The sequence below is a fragment of the Acinetobacter sp. yr461 genome (assembly GCF_900110445.1).
GTDB lineage: Bacteria > Pseudomonadota > Gammaproteobacteria > Pseudomonadales > Moraxellaceae > Acinetobacter > Acinetobacter calcoaceticus.
In genome coordinates, this window is record NZ_FODU01000002.1 from 122,882 (window position 1) to 139,835 (window position 16,954).

At 38.9% G+C, this 16,954-nt stretch carries 13 protein-coding genes; 8 read left to right on the forward strand and 5 right to left on the reverse strand.

Annotated features, from left to right (window positions below; genetic code table 11):
* Window positions 1-533 precede the first annotated feature (533 nt).
* The 6 genes from BMW38_RS05060 to BMW38_RS05085 all read left to right on the forward strand — a co-directional run bounded on the left by BMW38_RS05060 (window position 534) and on the right by BMW38_RS05085 (window position 7,357).
* Window positions 534-2,093 carry a peptide MFS transporter gene (locus tag BMW38_RS05060; RefSeq protein ID WP_092706314.1) on the forward strand — a complete coding sequence of 520 codons (1,560 nt, stop codon included), beginning with the start codon at window positions 534-536 and terminating at the stop codon, window positions 2,091-2,093.
* Window positions 2,090-3,892 carry an aminopeptidase P family protein gene (locus BMW38_RS05065; protein ID WP_092706316.1) on the forward strand — a complete coding sequence of 601 codons (1,803 nt, stop codon included), beginning with the start codon at window positions 2,090-2,092 and terminating at the stop codon, window positions 3,890-3,892. Before BMW38_RS05060 ends, BMW38_RS05065 begins: the two co-directional genes overlap by 4 nt.
* Before the next feature lie 299 nt (window positions 3,893-4,191).
* The gene (locus BMW38_RS05070; protein ID WP_003650566.1) at window positions 4,192-4,776 is read left to right on the forward strand and encodes an anthranilate synthase component II; all 585 of its coding nucleotides are present in this window, start codon (window positions 4,192-4,194) and stop codon (window positions 4,774-4,776) included.
* 9 nt (window positions 4,777-4,785) lie between these two features.
* A complete protein-coding gene (trpD, locus tag BMW38_RS05075; RefSeq protein ID WP_092706318.1) occupies window positions 4,786-5,835 on the forward strand; it encodes an anthranilate phosphoribosyltransferase in 1,050 nt (349 codons plus the stop codon).
* Between the two features lie 9 nt (window positions 5,836-5,844).
* Window positions 5,845-6,651, forward strand: a complete 807-nt coding sequence (gene trpC, locus BMW38_RS05080) for an indole-3-glycerol phosphate synthase TrpC (protein ID WP_017387943.1) — start codon at window positions 5,845-5,847, stop codon at window positions 6,649-6,651.
* Between the two features lie 10 nt (window positions 6,652-6,661).
* The gene (locus tag BMW38_RS05085; RefSeq protein WP_003650560.1) at window positions 6,662-7,357 is read left to right on the forward strand and encodes a Smr/MutS family protein; all 696 of its coding nucleotides are present in this window, start codon (window positions 6,662-6,664) and stop codon (window positions 7,355-7,357) included.
* 10 nt (window positions 7,358-7,367) lie between these two features.
* Here the strand turns inward: BMW38_RS05085 and xdhC are convergent, their stop codons facing one another.
* The 3 genes from xdhC to xdhA are packed head-to-tail and all read right to left on the reverse strand — an operon-like array spanning window position 7,368 to window position 12,235.
* A complete protein-coding gene (gene xdhC / locus BMW38_RS05090; RefSeq protein ID WP_092706320.1) occupies window positions 7,368-8,351 on the reverse strand; it encodes a xanthine dehydrogenase accessory protein XdhC in 984 nt (327 codons plus the stop codon).
* Window positions 8,352-8,364: 13 nt separating this feature from the next.
* Complete coding sequence (gene xdhB, locus BMW38_RS05095) at window positions 8,365-10,734, reverse strand: xanthine dehydrogenase molybdopterin binding subunit (protein WP_092706322.1); 2,370 nt, start codon at window positions 10,732-10,734, stop codon at window positions 8,365-8,367.
* A gap of 1 nt (window position 10,735) precedes the next feature.
* The gene (xdhA, locus tag BMW38_RS05100; RefSeq protein WP_092706324.1) at window positions 10,736-12,235 is read right to left on the reverse strand and encodes a xanthine dehydrogenase small subunit; all 1,500 of its coding nucleotides are present in this window, start codon (window positions 12,233-12,235) and stop codon (window positions 10,736-10,738) included.
* A 260-nt stretch (window positions 12,236-12,495) separates the two neighbouring features.
* Here xdhA and folE point away from each other — a divergent pair, with 260 nt between their 5' ends.
* The gene (gene folE / locus BMW38_RS05105) at window positions 12,496-13,044 is read left to right on the forward strand and encodes a GTP cyclohydrolase I FolE (RefSeq protein ID WP_170834036.1); all 549 of its coding nucleotides are present in this window, start codon (window positions 12,496-12,498) and stop codon (window positions 13,042-13,044) included.
* 152 nt (window positions 13,045-13,196) lie between these two features.
* Window positions 13,197-14,354 carry an ADC family extended-spectrum class C beta-lactamase gene (gene blaADC / locus BMW38_RS05110; RefSeq protein ID WP_092706328.1) on the forward strand — a complete coding sequence of 386 codons (1,158 nt, stop codon included), beginning with the start codon at window positions 13,197-13,199 and terminating at the stop codon, window positions 14,352-14,354.
* A gap of 70 nt (window positions 14,355-14,424) precedes the next feature.
* Here blaADC and BMW38_RS05115 read toward each other — a convergent pair whose 3' ends face one another.
* Window positions 14,425-16,317 carry an Lnb N-terminal periplasmic domain-containing protein gene (locus BMW38_RS05115; RefSeq protein ID WP_092706330.1) on the reverse strand — a complete coding sequence of 631 codons (1,893 nt, stop codon included), beginning with the start codon at window positions 16,315-16,317 and terminating at the stop codon, window positions 14,425-14,427.
* A 62-nt stretch (window positions 16,318-16,379) separates the two neighbouring features.
* Window positions 16,380-16,850: a DUF3015 family protein gene (locus BMW38_RS05120; protein WP_092706332.1), complete on the reverse strand. Its 471-nt coding sequence runs from the start codon at window positions 16,848-16,850 to the stop codon at window positions 16,380-16,382.
* Window positions 16,851-16,954 lie beyond the last annotated feature (104 nt).

Genomic DNA, 16,954 nt, shown 5'->3' on the forward strand with positions numbered 1-16,954 from the left:
AATTCATGATCATAATACTTTCTTATATAGAAAGCTGGCATTCTTATTACAATGAATAAAAAATAATAAATGATGACTTATGAAATTCTAACCTTTCGATGAGAGCTCTACATCTACTCATGCCTTTGCAAAAAAGGCTTTAATGTAAATATTGCCTTGAAAAGTAATTTTCAAAAAAATTTAAATAGTCCTCTTTTGCGTTATACCTCACTCATTAAAATACTGAGGTTTTCTGAAATTATTTTTCTTTTTTACAGCAACTCTATTTTAAGGCTTGTTAAAAACAACTTAATTTTTATTTTCCTTATGGAGTTCTCTACCGTGACGCAAGTTTTGATCAGCTTTGGTGCGTAATAATCTGATAGCTTAGCTTTTCACAATATAGTTTTTCACTTTTCCATTTTTTACCATTTGTTATATACCTTTTTTATACATGACCAACTTGCTTTTCAATTTAAAAAAAACTAAAAAATAAAACATAACTTTTTTTTATAATTAAACAAACTAAAAGTTTGGTTTACTTAACTACAAATATGTTCAAAGGATTTGAAATGAAGCATGAACTCGAACAATGCGACACAGCTTTTTTCGGCCATCCAAAACCCTTAAAAACTTTATTTTTTACTGAACTGTGGGAACGGTTTTCTTACTATGGAATTCGTCCCTTATTGGTTCTTTACATGGTTGCGATGGTCAATGATGGTGGTTTAGGGCTTGATCGTCCTACCGCAGCTGCAATTGTAGGGTTATTTGCCGGCTCTATGTATTTAATGACCGTTTTAGGCGGTTGGATTGCCGATAACTGGTTAGGCCAAGCAAGATCTGTCTGGTATGGCTCCATCATTATTGCATTAGGTCATTTATCAATTGCGCTTACTCCTATATTTGATCAATTCTTTTTTTATTTCGGTTTAGTTCTTATTGTTATTGGTTCTGGATTGTTTAAAACCTGTATTTCAGTGATTGTCGGAACATTATATAAAGCCCAAGATAATAGACGTGATGCCGGCTTCTCGATTTTTTATATGGGAATTAATATAGGTTCTTTTATTGCTCCTCTTCTTACAGGCTTATTAGCACGGGATCATAACTGGCACTTAGGTTTTGGTATAGGTGGCCTTGGGATGTTAGTTGCATTACTTATTTTTCGTGTATTCGCTATTCCACAGCTACAAGCTTTTAATGAGTTGCGTCAAGAAAATGACAATTGGAATAAACCAATTGTTGAAAATAAAAATGCGCCAAAAATTGCTTTCTCATTTTTATTAAGTGTCGCAGTCCTTATTGCTCTTACCTTTTTTGGTGTTATTCATATCAATCCAGTCGCAGTAGCAACCTACTTAACCGTAGGAATCGGCGTTGGTATTATTGCTTACTTTGCATATTTACTACTTTTCCTGAATTTAGAGCAGCATGACAAATTTAAAATTATTATTTGCTTTGTTTTATTAGCAGCATCTGCGCTATTTTGGTCTGCCTTTGAGCAAAAGCCCACAACTTTTACTTTATTTGCACAAGATTATACGGACCGTATTGTTTTCGGATTTGAGATCCCAACTGTATGGTTTGAATCAATCAATGCCCTATTTATTATTGTTTTTGCTCCAGTTGCAGCTTGGCTATGGGCGAAGCTAGGTAAGGCAAATAAAGACCCAAGCTATATCAGCAAATTTATTATTGCATTGTTATTCGCAGCAGGCGGCTTTTTGCTCATGTCTCTTGCCAGTCATTTTGCTATTAATGGCGGGGCAGTTTCACCATTTTGGTTAGTCGGTACTTTATTTTTTCTTACCATAGGTGAACTTTGCCTAAGCCCGATTGGCTTATCAACCATGACTAAACTTGCACCTGATGTCATCCGCAGTCAAATTATGGGTCTGTGGTTTACTGGTTCAGCTTTAGGTAATCTGATAGCAGGGTTGATTGGAGGACATGTATCGGCAGATGGCATTAATCACTTACCTACTCTTTTCATGCGCTGTGTACTTGCGTTAGTAATTGGTGCAGTCGTGTTATTTTTATTAAAGAAACCTATTTATAGATTAATGAGCAAAAGTACTAGTAAAGTTCAACCTGACTTGGAAACTATATGAGCGTTTTAACTGTTCCAGAAAAGCTAGAGAAACTTCGTGAAGTCATGCTTAACCAGCATGTTGATGCGTTAGTCGTCATGAGTGCCGATCCGCATATGTCAGAATATTTACCGGATTACTGGAAAGCAAGGCAATGGCTTAGCGGTTTTAGTGGCTCTGTTGGAACACTCGTAGTCACTCAAAATTTTGCGGGACTTTGGGCAGATGGACGTTATTGGGTACAAGCCGAGCAACAGCTTGTGGGAACTGGATTTGAACTTCAAAAATTGACCAGTGATGAATCATCAACACATCTAGCTTGGATTGCACAAAACTTAACAGCAGAATCCGTCATTGCAGTAAATGGACATACTCTATCCATTCAACAATTCAAGGCACTCGAACATACCGCAAGACTTAACAACTATAAACTCGAAACTCAACAAGATTTAATTGGAGCCATCTGGTCTGATCGCCATGAGCTTCCATCAAATAAAATTCATTTAATGCCTGAAGGTTTAAACGCCCTCTCTCATAAAGAAAAAATTCAGGCTATTCGTGAGACTTTACACAGCAAGAATATTAAGGGTCACTTCATTTCATCTCTAGATGATATTGCATGGATCTTAAATGCACGTGGACAAGATGTAGAATATAACCCTGTATTCCTGTCTCATTTATATATTAGTGAAAAACAAGCTGTTCTTTTCATTGATGCGGACAAAGTTGATATAGCCATTCAACAAGCTTTTAAAGCTGATGGTATTGAGATTCGCAACTATGAAGATACGGCAACATTTTTAGCGAATATTTCTGATGCCTCTATACTTTTAGATCCAGCCAAAGTATCGATTTTTCATGAACAAAACATCGCAAAAGATATTCAGGTTGTATACGACATCAACCCGAGTACGCTATTTAAATCACGTAAGCATGAAAATGAAATAGCTCATATTCGACATGCAATGGTTAAAGATGGCGTTGCCCTTTGCCACTTTTTCCATTGGCTAGAAAAAGCACTTCATCATCGTGAAAACATTTCAGAACTAACAATTGATGAAAAAATTACAGCTTTCCGTGCTCAGCAAGATGGATTTATAGGACCAAGTTTTTCTACTATTGCCGGCTTTAATGCTAATGGTGCTCTACCCCACTACCGTGCGACTGAGGAGTACTATTCATTTATTGAAGGTGATGGGTTATTGCTGATTGACTCAGGTGGGCAATATGTAAATGGAACAACGGATATTACTCGTGTAGTTCCTGTAGGCACGCCAACGCAAACACAAAAACGTGACTATACCTTGGTTTTAAAGTGTCATATTGCTTTGGCCAAAACGATTTATCCAGAAGGTTTAGCTGCACCGCTACTCGATTCAATTTGTCGCCATACCTTATGGCAACATGGTTTAGATTATCGACACGGAACAGGTCACGGTGTAGGCTTTGCGCTTAACGTTCATGAAGGACCGCAAGTACTTTCTTATTACGCGCCAGTTCATGCCTATAGCAAATTGCGTGAGGGAATGATTCTTTCCAATGAGCCAGGACTTTATCATGAAGGTAAATATGGTATTCGTATTGAGAATCTGGTCGCAAACCGTATTCACTCTGGGTTTGAAAAAACCTATGGTGAGTTCTTGGAGTTTGAAACACTTACGCTTTGTCCAATTCATTTAGATTGTATCGTTGTTGATATGCTTAACCATGAAGAGAAAGACTGGCTAAATACCTATCACCAAATGGTTCAAGAAAGACTAGCTGAACATTTGTCAGGAGAGGTTTTAGACTGGCTGATTTACAACACTCGTGCGATTTAATCTGCTTTTTTAACTAAGGCAGAATACTTTTTAGTTCTAATGAAAATCTTATTCTGCCTTAGTTGTAGTTATCTCTATTTTCAAACAGACTAAAGTGCATCAAAGCTGATTGGTTTCAGTAAATTTCTAACGAATGAAATAGTTAAACTGGTCACTTCATTTTTTGTTATATTAGCCGCTTAGAAAGCGGCTTTTTTATTTTTTAATCAAGAAGTTCTTTCTAAAAGTGAGTATTAATGTGAGTAACTACTCTAGTCACTTATTAAATATATATTAATTATTATGAGGTTAAGTTCATCATGCTTCTAATGATCGACAATTACGACTCTTTTACCTACAACATCGTCCAGTACTTTGGCGAGTTGGATCAGGAAGTAAAAGTTGTTCGCAATGATCAAGTCACATTAGAGGATATTGAACGATGGCAACCTAAATATCTGGTTATTGGTCCTGGCCCTTGCTCTCCAAGCGAAGCAGGTATTTCTATTCCAGCAATTAACCACTTTGCCGGAAAAATTCCTTTGCTTGGCGTGTGTTTAGGGCATCAAAGTATTGGGCAAGCTTTTGGCGGAAACATTGTAAGAGCCAAAACGGTTATGCACGGACGTTTATCTGATATGTACCATAGCAATAAAGGTATTTTCAGTAATCTCCCTAGCCCATTCTCGGCAACTCGTTATCACTCATTGGTCATTGATCAGCAAACGCTGCCTGATTGCCTTGAAGTAACGTGCTGGACCAATGAAGCAGATGGCTCAATGGAAGAAATTATGGGTGTTAAACATAAGACATTGCCTGTTGAAGGTGTGCAGTTCCATCCAGAATCAATCTTGAGCCAACATGGTCATCAAATCTTTAAAAACTTTTTAGATATTTATGCATAAGTGATATTTATGAACATTCAACAAGCACTTAACCATATTACAAAAAATATTCACCTGACTCAGCCGCAAATGGAAGACATTATGCGCAGCATCATGCAAGGTGAGGCAACCGAAGCACAAATTGGTGCTTTGATGATGGGCCTTCGCATGAAAGGTGAAAGTATTGACGAAATTACTGCTGCCGCACGTGTTATGCGTGAATTCGCTATTAAAATTGATGTCAGTGATATCAAATATTTAGTTGATATTGTCGGTACTGGCGGTGATGGGCAGAACTTATTTAACGTCTCTACGGCTTCAAGCTTTGTGATTGCAGCAGCTGGTGCAACCATTGCAAAGCATGGTAACCGCGGTGTTTCAAGTAAATCAGGTTCATCTGACCTACTTGAACAAGCAGGTATTAACCTTGATTTAGATATGGAACAAACTGAGCGCTGCATTCGTGAGATGGGTGTAGGCTTTTTATTTGCTCCAAATCATCACAAAGCAATGAAATATGCTGTTGGCCCACGTCGTGAGCTTGGTGTTCGCAGCATTTTCAATTTACTTGGCCCGCTTACGAATCCGGCCGGCGTAAAACGCTTTGTAATTGGTGTATTTTCAGATGAACTTTGCCGTCCGATTGCCGAGGTTATGAAGCAACTTGGTGCTGAGCATGTCATGGTTGTTCATTCAAGAGATGGACTTGATGAAATTAGCCTTGCTGCTCCTACTACTGTTGCAGAGCTTAAAGACGGCGAAATTACCGAATGGACGCTTAATCCGGAAGATGTCGGGATTGAATCACAAACCTTAAATGGTTTAGTGGTAGCTGATGCCGCAGCAAGCTTAAAGCTGATTAAAGATGCATTAGGTAAAAATAAATCTGACATTGGCGAAAAAGCAGCAAATATGATTGCTCTTAATGCTGGTGCAGGAATTTATGTCTCAGGCATTACCAAAACCTATGCTCAAGCTGTTTCATTCGCTCAAGATATTATCTATGGCGGGCAAGCTTTAGAAAAAATGAGTGTTTTGGCTGAATTTACCAAAGCATTAAAACAATCTCAGGCAGATTAAGGATTTCTCATGATTAATATTCAAAATACCATTTTAGGTAAAATTGTTGACCGTAAACATGAGGAACTTGCTGCACGTTTAAAACAACGTAATTTGCAAGATGTTGAAGAACTAGCGAAAGCTGCAACTCCGGTACGAGGCTTTGCAAAAGCTTTACAACACAAACGCCCTGCCGTGATTGCTGAAATTAAAAAAGCTTCTCCATCAAAAGGCATTATTCGTGCAGATTTTAATCCTGCTGAAATTGCCGAGCAGTACGAACAAGCTGGAGCAGCATGTTTATCCGTTTTAACTGATGTTGATTTTTTTCAGGGTGCGGATGAAAATATTGCCATTGCACGAAGCCACTGTGCTTTACCTGCTTTACGTAAAGACTTTCTGATTGATCCATATAATGTAGTTGAAGCACGTGCATTACATGCTGACTGTATTTTATTGATTGTTGCATCTTTGTCAGATCAACAACTTGAAGAAATGTCTAAGACTGCATTTGAACATCAGCTTGATGTATTGGTTGAAGTTCACGATGAAGAAGAACTGGAACGTGCTTTAAAGTTGTCTGAGCAATGTGTATTAGGTGTGAATAACCGTAATTTAAAAACTTTTGATGTAGATTTAAATACCTCAATTCGTTTGAAAAACTTGCTTCCATCATCACGTTTACTTGTGACTGAAAGTGGTATTGCCACTCCAGATGATGTTCGTATGATGCAAGAAAATGATATTCACACCTTCTTGGTTGGCGAAAGTTTTATGAAACAACCAAGACCAGATCAAGCCTTTACCGCCCTTTTTGGACAACCCCAAACGGTTTAATAGAAGATATATGAGTAATAAAGATTCATCGCTTTCTAAAGAGCAACAAAAGTTACTGAAGCAATTTAAAAAGCAAATCTCCAATCCTCATTCAAGCAAAATCGCAAGTCAGTCTGAGGCCCCAAAACCTCAGGCTGAGTCTGAAGAATTGGAAGATGCAAACCTGTTTCAAAGTGCTCTAGCAGGTGTTAAGCCCATCAACAATAGTAATATTGCTGATGTAAGAACGCCTCGCACAAAAAAAATTGATGCTCAAACACTCGCTAAACGTGCAGCTGCCGAAGGTGGTCGTGAAACTGAACATGCCGAGTTATCAGACACTCAAGCCGCTCTAAACCCTGTAGCAAGTCAAGCAACACTAAGCTATCGCATTGCTACACTTCAGCATAAAGTTTTCGAAGACTTAAAAGCTGGAAGAATGCGTTGGTTTGAAGCTGTAGATTTACACGGATGTACGATTGAGCAAGCACGTGACGCAGTTTTACAAGTTATCCAGATGGCAAAAGATGAAAATCAAAATGTTGTCAAGATTGTACATGGTAAAGGCCCTGAAGCTGTTTTAAAAACCTATGTCAACGGATGGCTACGTCAGCACCGCGATGTTTTAGCTTTTGTAAGTGCACCTGAAAATCAAGGCGGCACAGGTGCCGTTCTCGTATTGCTTAAACGTGCAGAAAAAAATCCAAAGTTCGAACAAAAGAAATGATCCCAAAAGATCATTTCTTCACATTAAACACCTGCAATAATTGAGCAACCACTGCAACGGCAATCGTTGCAGGTTGTTTCGATGAAATCCCTTCTATCCCTATAGGGCAAACCAAACGTTGTAATGCTTCGGGTGTATAACCGCGCGTCAGCATACGTTTCTCAAAAATAGCCCTTTTACTTTTTGAACCAATCATCCCAACATAAGCAAATGGTTCTGGCACAGGTTTCAAAGCTGCAAAACATAGTTGCATATCTAGTTGATGATCATGAGTTAAAATTAAAATTGCACCTGAACGATTAAAATGTTCAATCTCGGCTTCTGGCGTATCTGTCGTTATACATTGCACCTGTTCTAGTAAGTCGGATGGGAAAATATCATCACGCGGATCAATCCATTTCACACTAACACCAATAGGCAATAAACAACGGACAATTGCTTCACCCACATGCCCCGCGCCACAAATTAGCACTTGCATGGCATAAGGTTGAATCTGCTGGTCAAATTGCCATTGATCACTGCTGGCAGGCTGAAACTCGAAACGTGGTTGCTGTTCTACGACCCGAATCTGCCAAATGGATGCATGTTGATATGAGACTGTACGCAATATACGCTGTCCAGCTCGCCATGCTTGCAAACAATGTGATAAATCTGAGGCAATTACAGCGGGTGATATTTTTTCAAACAACAACCACATTACTCCGCCACAACACTGCCCCAACCGAGCACTAAGGTTAAAACGCTCAATACGTCTAAAACAAGTTTCCGTTTCTCTTAAGATTGCTTTCGCAATATCAATAGCCTGAAACTCTAGATGCCCTCCACCGATCGTATCTGACTGCTGCCATTGTTGTTGCAAATTAAACCGCAATAACATTGTTGCACCAACATCTCGTGGTGTGGAACCATCCGCGCGTACCACAGTAACCAACACCATAGGCATAGCATCGGCTTGCCACGCTACAAAATCAGTCCACCATTGTAAATGTTGCATAATCTTCTACATTTTATGCTTGTGGGCGGTCAGCCAAAGCTTGACCACGCCCAATAGCAATTGCACGTAAAATTTCTTCGGCAGTTGCCGGAGCATTGAGTACGAGTGGTGCATTTTCTGGAATAGCCGCCTGTACTGCCTGACGAATTGCAGAAAAAACTGACAATGCCAACATAAATGGAGGTTCACCTACCGCTTTGGAGCGATAAATAGTGTCTGCCTGATTTTGGTTATTAAACAGTTTGACGTTAAAAATATGAGGAATATCAAAACTGGTCGGGATTTTGTAAGTTGAAGGTGCATGCGTAAACAAACGTCCTACATGTGGGCCTTGTGGCTGCCAATACAACTCTTCTGTGGTTAGCCACCCCATTCCTTGAACAAAGCCACCTTCAATTTGCCCAATATCAATTGCAGGGTTAATCGATCGCCCGACGTCATGCAAAATGTCAGTACGTAATACTTTCATTTCCCCTGTTAAGGTATCTATTGCAACCTCACTGACTGCTGCACCATAGGCATAATAGAAAAATGGACGCCCTAAATGGTTGACCTGATCATAGTGAATTTCTGGCGTTTTATAAAAACCGCTGTCCCATAGTTGTACACGCGCCATATATGCCCGTTGAACCAAATCAGGAAATGCCCATGAATGACCATTCGCTGTTGAAACCATACTATCTTCAAACTGGATTTGCTCAGCATCACTTTGACTTATTTCTCCTGCAAGTTTTGCCAGACGCTCACGAATTTTAATACAGGCATTTTGCACAGCTTTACCGTTCAGATCCGCTCCACTTGATGCTGCGGTTGCCGAAGTATTTGGCACACGAGAAGTATCAGTTGCAATTAAACGAACACTATCAATTGGTAAACCCAACTCATGCGCAGCAACCTGCCGTACTTTGGTATATAGCCCCTGTCCCATTTCTGTACCGCCATGCGTAATAGAGACAGTACCATCCATATACACATAGACCAATGCACCAGCTTGATTGTAATGCACGGCATTAAACGAAATACCGAACATTAATGGTGTTAATGCAATACCACGCTTAATGATGTCATTGTTCTGATTAAAGGTATGAATGGTCTGTTTACGTTTCGCATAATCACTACTTTGCAACAATTCGGCCACCAGTCGAGGAGCAACATTATCACGGACTTCTGCCCCATAATGCATACGATCACGTCCAGCACCGGGCTGTTCAGCAAAGAAATTACGTTGACGAATTTCAACCGGATCACAACGTAAATAACGAGCAATATCATCAATAATATTTTCAATGACAAACATGCCTTGTGGTCCACCAAAACCACGATATGCGGTATTGGAAACAGTATTGGTTTTACAGCGTAAGTTACGCAACTGAACCGCATTTAAATAATAGGCATTGCCAATATGACAAATAGCGCGTTCATTTACTGGCCCAGAAAGATCTGCCGAAAAACCACAGTTTGAAGCCAGTTGCACCTTTAAGCCTTGCAGAACACCACTGTCATCAAAGGCTACAGACCACTCATAAGCAAAACCGTGACGCTTGCCTGTGGCGCTCATATCATCATCACGGTCTAAACGTAACTTACATGGACGGCCTGTTTTTTGTGCTGCCAAAGATGCAATGCATGCCCATTGTGCCGACTGCGACTCTTTACCACCAAAACCACCACCCATACGGCGACTTTCCACACTCACCTGATGCATATTCATGCCTAGTGCATGACAAATCAGTAACTGCATTTCTGTTGGATGTTGTGTCGAGCAATAGACTTTTAAGCTCTGATTTTCTTGGGGAATCGCATAGGAAATCTGTCCTTCAAGATAGAAATGCTCTTGACCACCTAGCTCAATAGTACCTGAAAGTTGATGTGCAGCATTTTGAAATGCCTGTTCAACTTCACCATGGCTAAATTCAACAGGCGGTAACACCCACGATTCTTTTTCAATCGCATCTTGAATCGTTAAAATTGGAGTTCCGGGCACATATTCAATATTTGCCAAGCGAACTGCCTTACGAGCTTGCTGATAACTCTCAGCAACAACCACAAATAAGGCTTGTCCATAAAATTCGACCTGCTCCTCAGCAAAAATCGGGTCATCTTTAACAATTGGTCCCCAATTATTTTCAACATCAATATCTTGTGCTGAAAAAACTGCATAAACCCCATCGGCCTGACGTACTGCATCCAAATCAAACTTACTGATTTTACCTTTGGCACAACTCGAAAACCCAACCGCCAGATGCATGGTATTTTCAAGTTCGGGTAAATCATCAATATAGGTGGCCTGCCCAGTCACATGTAAATGTGCACTTTCGTGTGGAATGGAGTCGCCTGCTTTAGCGGATTTTTTAGAAACACTTAAGTCAATGTTTTGATTCATGTTAGATCTCCACCAGAGCAATCAAATCATTTACTCGAGTGATTGTTTGAGACAGGATTTTTTCTACATAAAAACGCTGTAAACAGTTTTTCGCGACTTGTAAACGATATGCCGAGCTAGCACGTCCATCATCTAAAGGCTGATAGTCTTGTGATAATGCCTCTTGCGCCTTAGCTATCAACTCTGCTGTCAATGGCTGACCTTCCAATATGGTTTCTGCACATTTTGCACGTTTGGGAATAGCAGCCATGCCACCAAAAGCAATTCTCACATTGTGAGCAACACAATGAGTATCTAACTCGCATGAAATAGCCGCACATACCGCAGAAATATCTTGCTCAAAACGTTTGGCAATTTTATAACTGGCAAATTTAACATGCTTCTGCTCTTCACAAAGCGGAATAACAATCGCTTCAACAAACTCACCAAGCTGTAAGGCTGTTTTTTGATAATCTAGATAAAAGTCTTCCAATGCGACTTCACGCGTCTGTTCACCTACACGCAAAATCAATCGTGTACCTAGCGTAATTAATGCAGGCATTGAGTCACCAATAGGCGAACCATTGGCAATATTTCCACCTAGCGTTCCCGCATTTTTAATAGGCATAGAAGCAAAACGGCGCTGTAATTCTTGAAAGTCAGGATAAAAATCTGAAATTTTTATGAGTGCATCACTCAAACTTACATTTGCCCCAATCGTTAAAGCATGGTCGGTAACTACAATCTTTTTCAGTTCTTCAACCTGACCGATATAAAGCATATCGCCTAAATCACGGCCCTGTTTTGTTACCCATAAACCGACATCTGTACTGCCAGCAACAATACGCGCTTGCGGCAACTGCAAACGTAAAACGGCAAAATCCTGCAAAGTCTTTGGTGCAAAAAATTGCTGACCATGATCATTCAAATGCAATGCAGGTAATGCTTTGATCGCTTTTAATACATCAAGTACCTTTTGGCGTTCTAATACAACACGAGGATAGTCATAAGCTTTTTGTGCCGCATCTAAAATAGGGCGATAGCCTGTACAGCGACACAAGTTTCCAGAAAGATAATCACTGACTTGATCTTTGCTTGGAGAATGTTGTTCATTTTCATACATTGACCATAACGACATGATAAAACCAGGTGTACAAAAACCGCATTGTGAACCATGCAAATCGACCATCGCCTGTTGTACCGGATGAAGTGTCCCATCCTGTGTAGGCAATAACGTATGCAAATCTTCTACTGTAAATAGGGCTTTACCATCTAAAGTCGGTAAAAACTGAATACACGCATTCACACTCCGCAATTGCAAGCTGTCATTGACCAACTCACCAATCACAACTGTACATGCACCACAATCGCCCTCAGCACAGCCCTCTTTTGTACCGGTCTGCCTAGTCTTACCAGTTTGGGTATATTCTCGCAGAAATTGTAAAACCGTCGTTGTGGGTACTACATTTTCTACTTGCTGCTGACCACCACGGGAAAAAAAGGTGATTGGACGTTCTGACATGTTTTATCCTTATGCTCTATAACACTGCATCTGTGCAAATATGATGCCATTAGGCGACCATTTAGAACTTAACAATATTAAATGCACATTTCATGTTCAAACACTTGACTATTAACGATAAAAAACATGAAAGTTATTCATCTTTTATTCAACGTGCGCAAAACACAAATAAATATAGTGCGAGGATTTATGAAAATCAGATCATGTTCTGATACAATGCCGAGCTTGTTTAGTAGAGTAAATTTATACGTCTTATGTCAATGCAGCAATCGTACGCAAATATTCTGACTGCCGTCGGTGAAGATCTTGATCGTCCCGGCCTTAAAGATACGCCTGTGCGTGCGGCTAAAGCTTTTTCATATTTAACTTCTGGCTATAGTAAAACTTTAGAAGAAGTCACCAATAATGCTGTTTTTCCATCAGATAACCATGAAATGGTATTGGTGAAGAATATTGAATTTTATTCGCTTTGCGAACATCATCTTCTTCCATTCTATGGCCGTGTTCATGTTGCCTATCTACCGGAAGGCAAAGTTCTCGGCTTATCAAAATTTGCACGTATTACCGAAATGTTTGCACGTCGTTTGCAAATTCAGGAAAATTTGACTCAGCAAATTGCAGAAGCTGTGTCTGAAGTAACTGGAGCACGCGGTGTAGCTGTAGTTATCGATTCAGCACATATGTGTATGATGATGCGCGGTGTAGGTAAACAAGAGTCAACCACACGTACCGTTTCATTTATCGGAGACTTTAAAACCGACAAAGAAGCACGTCGTGAGTTCTTAAGTGCCGTACCTGAAAGTTACTAAATTTTATTTAGTAATCAAATTAAAAGCCCGACTAAGTTGGGCTTTTTTTTCATCTAAACTCTTCACGGATTCTATAAAACATAACAATTAAATCATGTGATTTTTGTTATAAAAGTACGTCCCTTCACTTTAAAATGTTTGATGAGTTAATCATGCGATTCCAAAAAATTTCCTATTTACTTCTTCCTTCTCTTTTTATTTTTAATACCTCAATTTATGCGGACAATACAAACACATCAAAAGAACAAGATATCAAGAAAGTTGTTGATCAAAACTTTAAACCATTATTAGAAAAATATAATGTTCCCGGAATGGCGGTTGGTGTCATCCAGAATAATAAAAAGTACGAAATGTATTATGGCCTACAATCGGTTCAAGATAAAAAAACCGTAAATAGTAATACCATTTTTGAGCTAGGTTCAGTCAGTAAATTATTTACTGCGACAGCAGGTGGATATGCCAAAACTAAAGGAAAAATCTCTTTTGAAGACACCCCAGGAAAATACTGGAAAGAGCTAAAAAATTCACCGATTGACCGAGTAAACCTACTTCAACTTGCGACCTATACGAGTGGCAACCTCGCCTTACAGTTTCCAGATGAAGTGCAAACAGACCAGCAGGTTTTAACTTTTTTCAAAGACTGGAAACCTAAAAACCAAATTGGTGAATATAGACAATATTCAAACCCAAGTATTGGATTATTTGGAAAAGTTGTGGCTTTGTCTATGAATAAACCTTTTGACCAAGTCTTAGAAAAGACAATTTTTCCGTCTCTTCACTTAAAACAGAGTTATGTGAATGTGCCTAAAACTCAAATGCAAAACTATGCATTTGGTTATAACCAAGAAAATCAGCCGATTCGTGTGACTCCAGGCCCACTAGATGCGCCTGCCTACGGGGTTAAATCTACATTACCAGACATGCTTAGCTTTATTGATGCCAATCTAAATCCACAAAAATATCCAGCAGATATTCAACGTGCAATTAATGAGACTCATAAAGGTTTTTATCAAGTAGGTACGATGTATCAAGCATTAGGTTGGGAAGAGTTTTCTTATCCAGCACCTTTACAGACTTTATTAGACAGTAATTCTGAACAAATCGTGATGAAACCTAATAAAGTGACTGCTATTTCAAAAGAACCTTCAATCAAGATGTTCCATAAAACAGGTTCAACTAACGGATTTGGAACTTATGTTGTATTTATTCCCAAAGAAAATATTGGTTTAGTCATGTTAACCAATAAACGCATTCCAAATGAAGAACGCATTAAAGCGGCTTATGCTGTACTAAACGCAATAAAGAAATAATCGTCTTTTCTTAAAACAAAAAAGAGAAATGATCTCATTCATTTCTCTTTTTTCTAATTCGTAAGATTATTTAAAAGAACCAAATATATCCTAGACTTGATTTCATCCAGTCTTGATGATTTTGTTGTTCATAGTCCCAGTTTAATCGAACGGCATTATTACTGTTAATCACATATTGCCATTGGGTATTTACTCTTAAATTCCACTGATTTTGGTCTTCCCAATATGGCAATTCAATTTGCACCACAGAGTTAAATCGATCAAACCATTGATTCATACATCCTAAAGTTGGGCCCATTCCCACGCGCCAACCTTTATCTAGATTTGAACCTGCTTGTACGTAGGTTTGTAGTTGCCCATAGCAAATATGTTTGCGCTCATAATCTGCAAGACTATAACCAACCTGAGCATTAAAATTCGCTACACCATACTGTTTTTCTTCACTAAAGTTTCCATTATGAATTGCTTCTTGACGCCAGCCTAAGTTAAATCCCCAACTCATAGGTGTTTTAAAAGGCTGTATTGGGTTATAAGAATTTACTTCTAACAGATCAAGACGTTCTAGTTTTAAATGATCATCTCGCCACTGCACATTACCATTTAAAAATAGTAATTGAGTCCCCGCACGGTATCCTCCTTGAGGATCTATTAAGTCGTGATAGGCTTGTCGATGACCAATTTCGATAAACTTATCACCTTGGACTTCACCAGCTTTCACTGAAATATTACGTGCATTATGGCCTTGAGTTGGCTCTTTATCTGGTCGTTTAGGTTCTTGACGCTGTTTGTCTAAATCAATCTGGCTTCTTAAAGCTAAAAGCTGACGTAACTGTGGCTGAGCAACGCTTTCTTCTATTTTACGGCTGGTAAATTGAAGATATAAATCATCATAGGCCATCTCTAGAATTTTGGCCTGATCTTGCTCACTAAAGGATTTTAAAAGCTCAGAAGACTGCTTAATTGGCATCATCGTAATTTGATGTGCAACCTTCGCTAGTGAGGCACCATGTTGATGAGCTTGGGCTAATAGTTGAGTTTCTAAAGCAGGCCGATATACAGGAGCTTTGGTGAGCCCTTGCTGTTGCATCGATTTGATTGTTTCCATCGGAATAGATGCATAAGTAAACTTTTCTTGTAAGTTAGACTCAGGTTTTACTAAATCAACCAAGCCTAATAACCTATAGGCGCAGTTATCACTCACGAAATAATAAGGGAAACTTACATGCTGCATTTCCCAAATATGGCTTACTAAAAACCGCGTTTCTTCAGGAGAAAGTTTCAGCTCATATTCCCATAAATCTCGACTTTCGAAATCACCGTACTCTTTTACCTTTCGGTAATAAGGCATCAGCGAATATTCACCCGGATATTGCCCTGTTAAACCTTTCCATGCATATGACCAGTTGTCGTTCCCTGCCACAGTTGCTGCATAATTTACAGCATAGGAAACTAAATTTAACTGCTGCTGATCTTTAGGGTCTAAGCGCAATAAAGTATGGCCAAACATCGAGCTAGGATTACCCATAAAATCTGTCGCATAAATTAATGTCGCTTTATAAGGCTTAATTTGGCCAATCCAGTTTTCAAATTCTGAACATTTTATTTGAGGCAATTCATTTTCTTGAATACCTACTTTTTGTATGAGCCATTGGCTTCGAGCCGGAAACTTACAGCGAATCGACTGATTATCTTGAGCAGGTATAAATAATGCCGAGATGTCAGCTTTCAGTTCTTCTTTTAAATTATTTTTCCCATTTTCTGACATGAAATAACCAGAATAAGTGACATCACTTTTCTGATTTTTATTGGCATACATAAGCCTTTGCCATGTAATGTCTTGATCTAGATTTTGTTGTTCTGCAATGGACCAATATTTTTGAATAGATGGATTTATTTCTGCTGAATACGCAATATTAACTGCCAAAGAGGCAAAAACTAAAACAACTGACTTCATTAAGTTCATCAATTTTTATCATTAAATATAAGAAAAAACCCTGCCATATGACAGGGTTTTCAATTTCAAACTTATACGTAAGCTTTTAAAACGTCGTCTTTAGCCATTACAGTTTGTAATGATGCTAATACTTGAAGGGTATTTTGATTATTTGCTGAATAGATTTCACCAAAGTTTGCTTTTGAAACTTTAAAGAAACGGTCTTTATCTTGAGGTTTAATTTGCATTAACTCAGCAAGTACGTTCAGGCTTTCACCTTGGCCTACTGCCATATCACGTGCTAAAGCTTCTGCATTTTCATTTGTGAATGTTACAACTTGCGCTGTCACTGTTCCGCCTTGACGGCAACCTAAAGTACCGAAAGTGATCCCTAATAATTGGTTAGTAAAAATACCGTTTGTTGTTGCTGCAAGAATTTTAGGCGCTACTCCTTTTTTGCCAGCCCATACTTGTGTACCCGCACCACAACCCACATCGTTGTCAGCCATTGCAACACTTGAACCAGCTGCTAACAATGCAGCTAAAGCTATTTTTTTTAACATAGATGTATATCTCCAAAAATCATTATTGATTGTTTCTTATGTCTTGTATTGTTATGTGTAATTTTTATTACACGATATTAAAGATAGCGAGAAGGCTACGATTT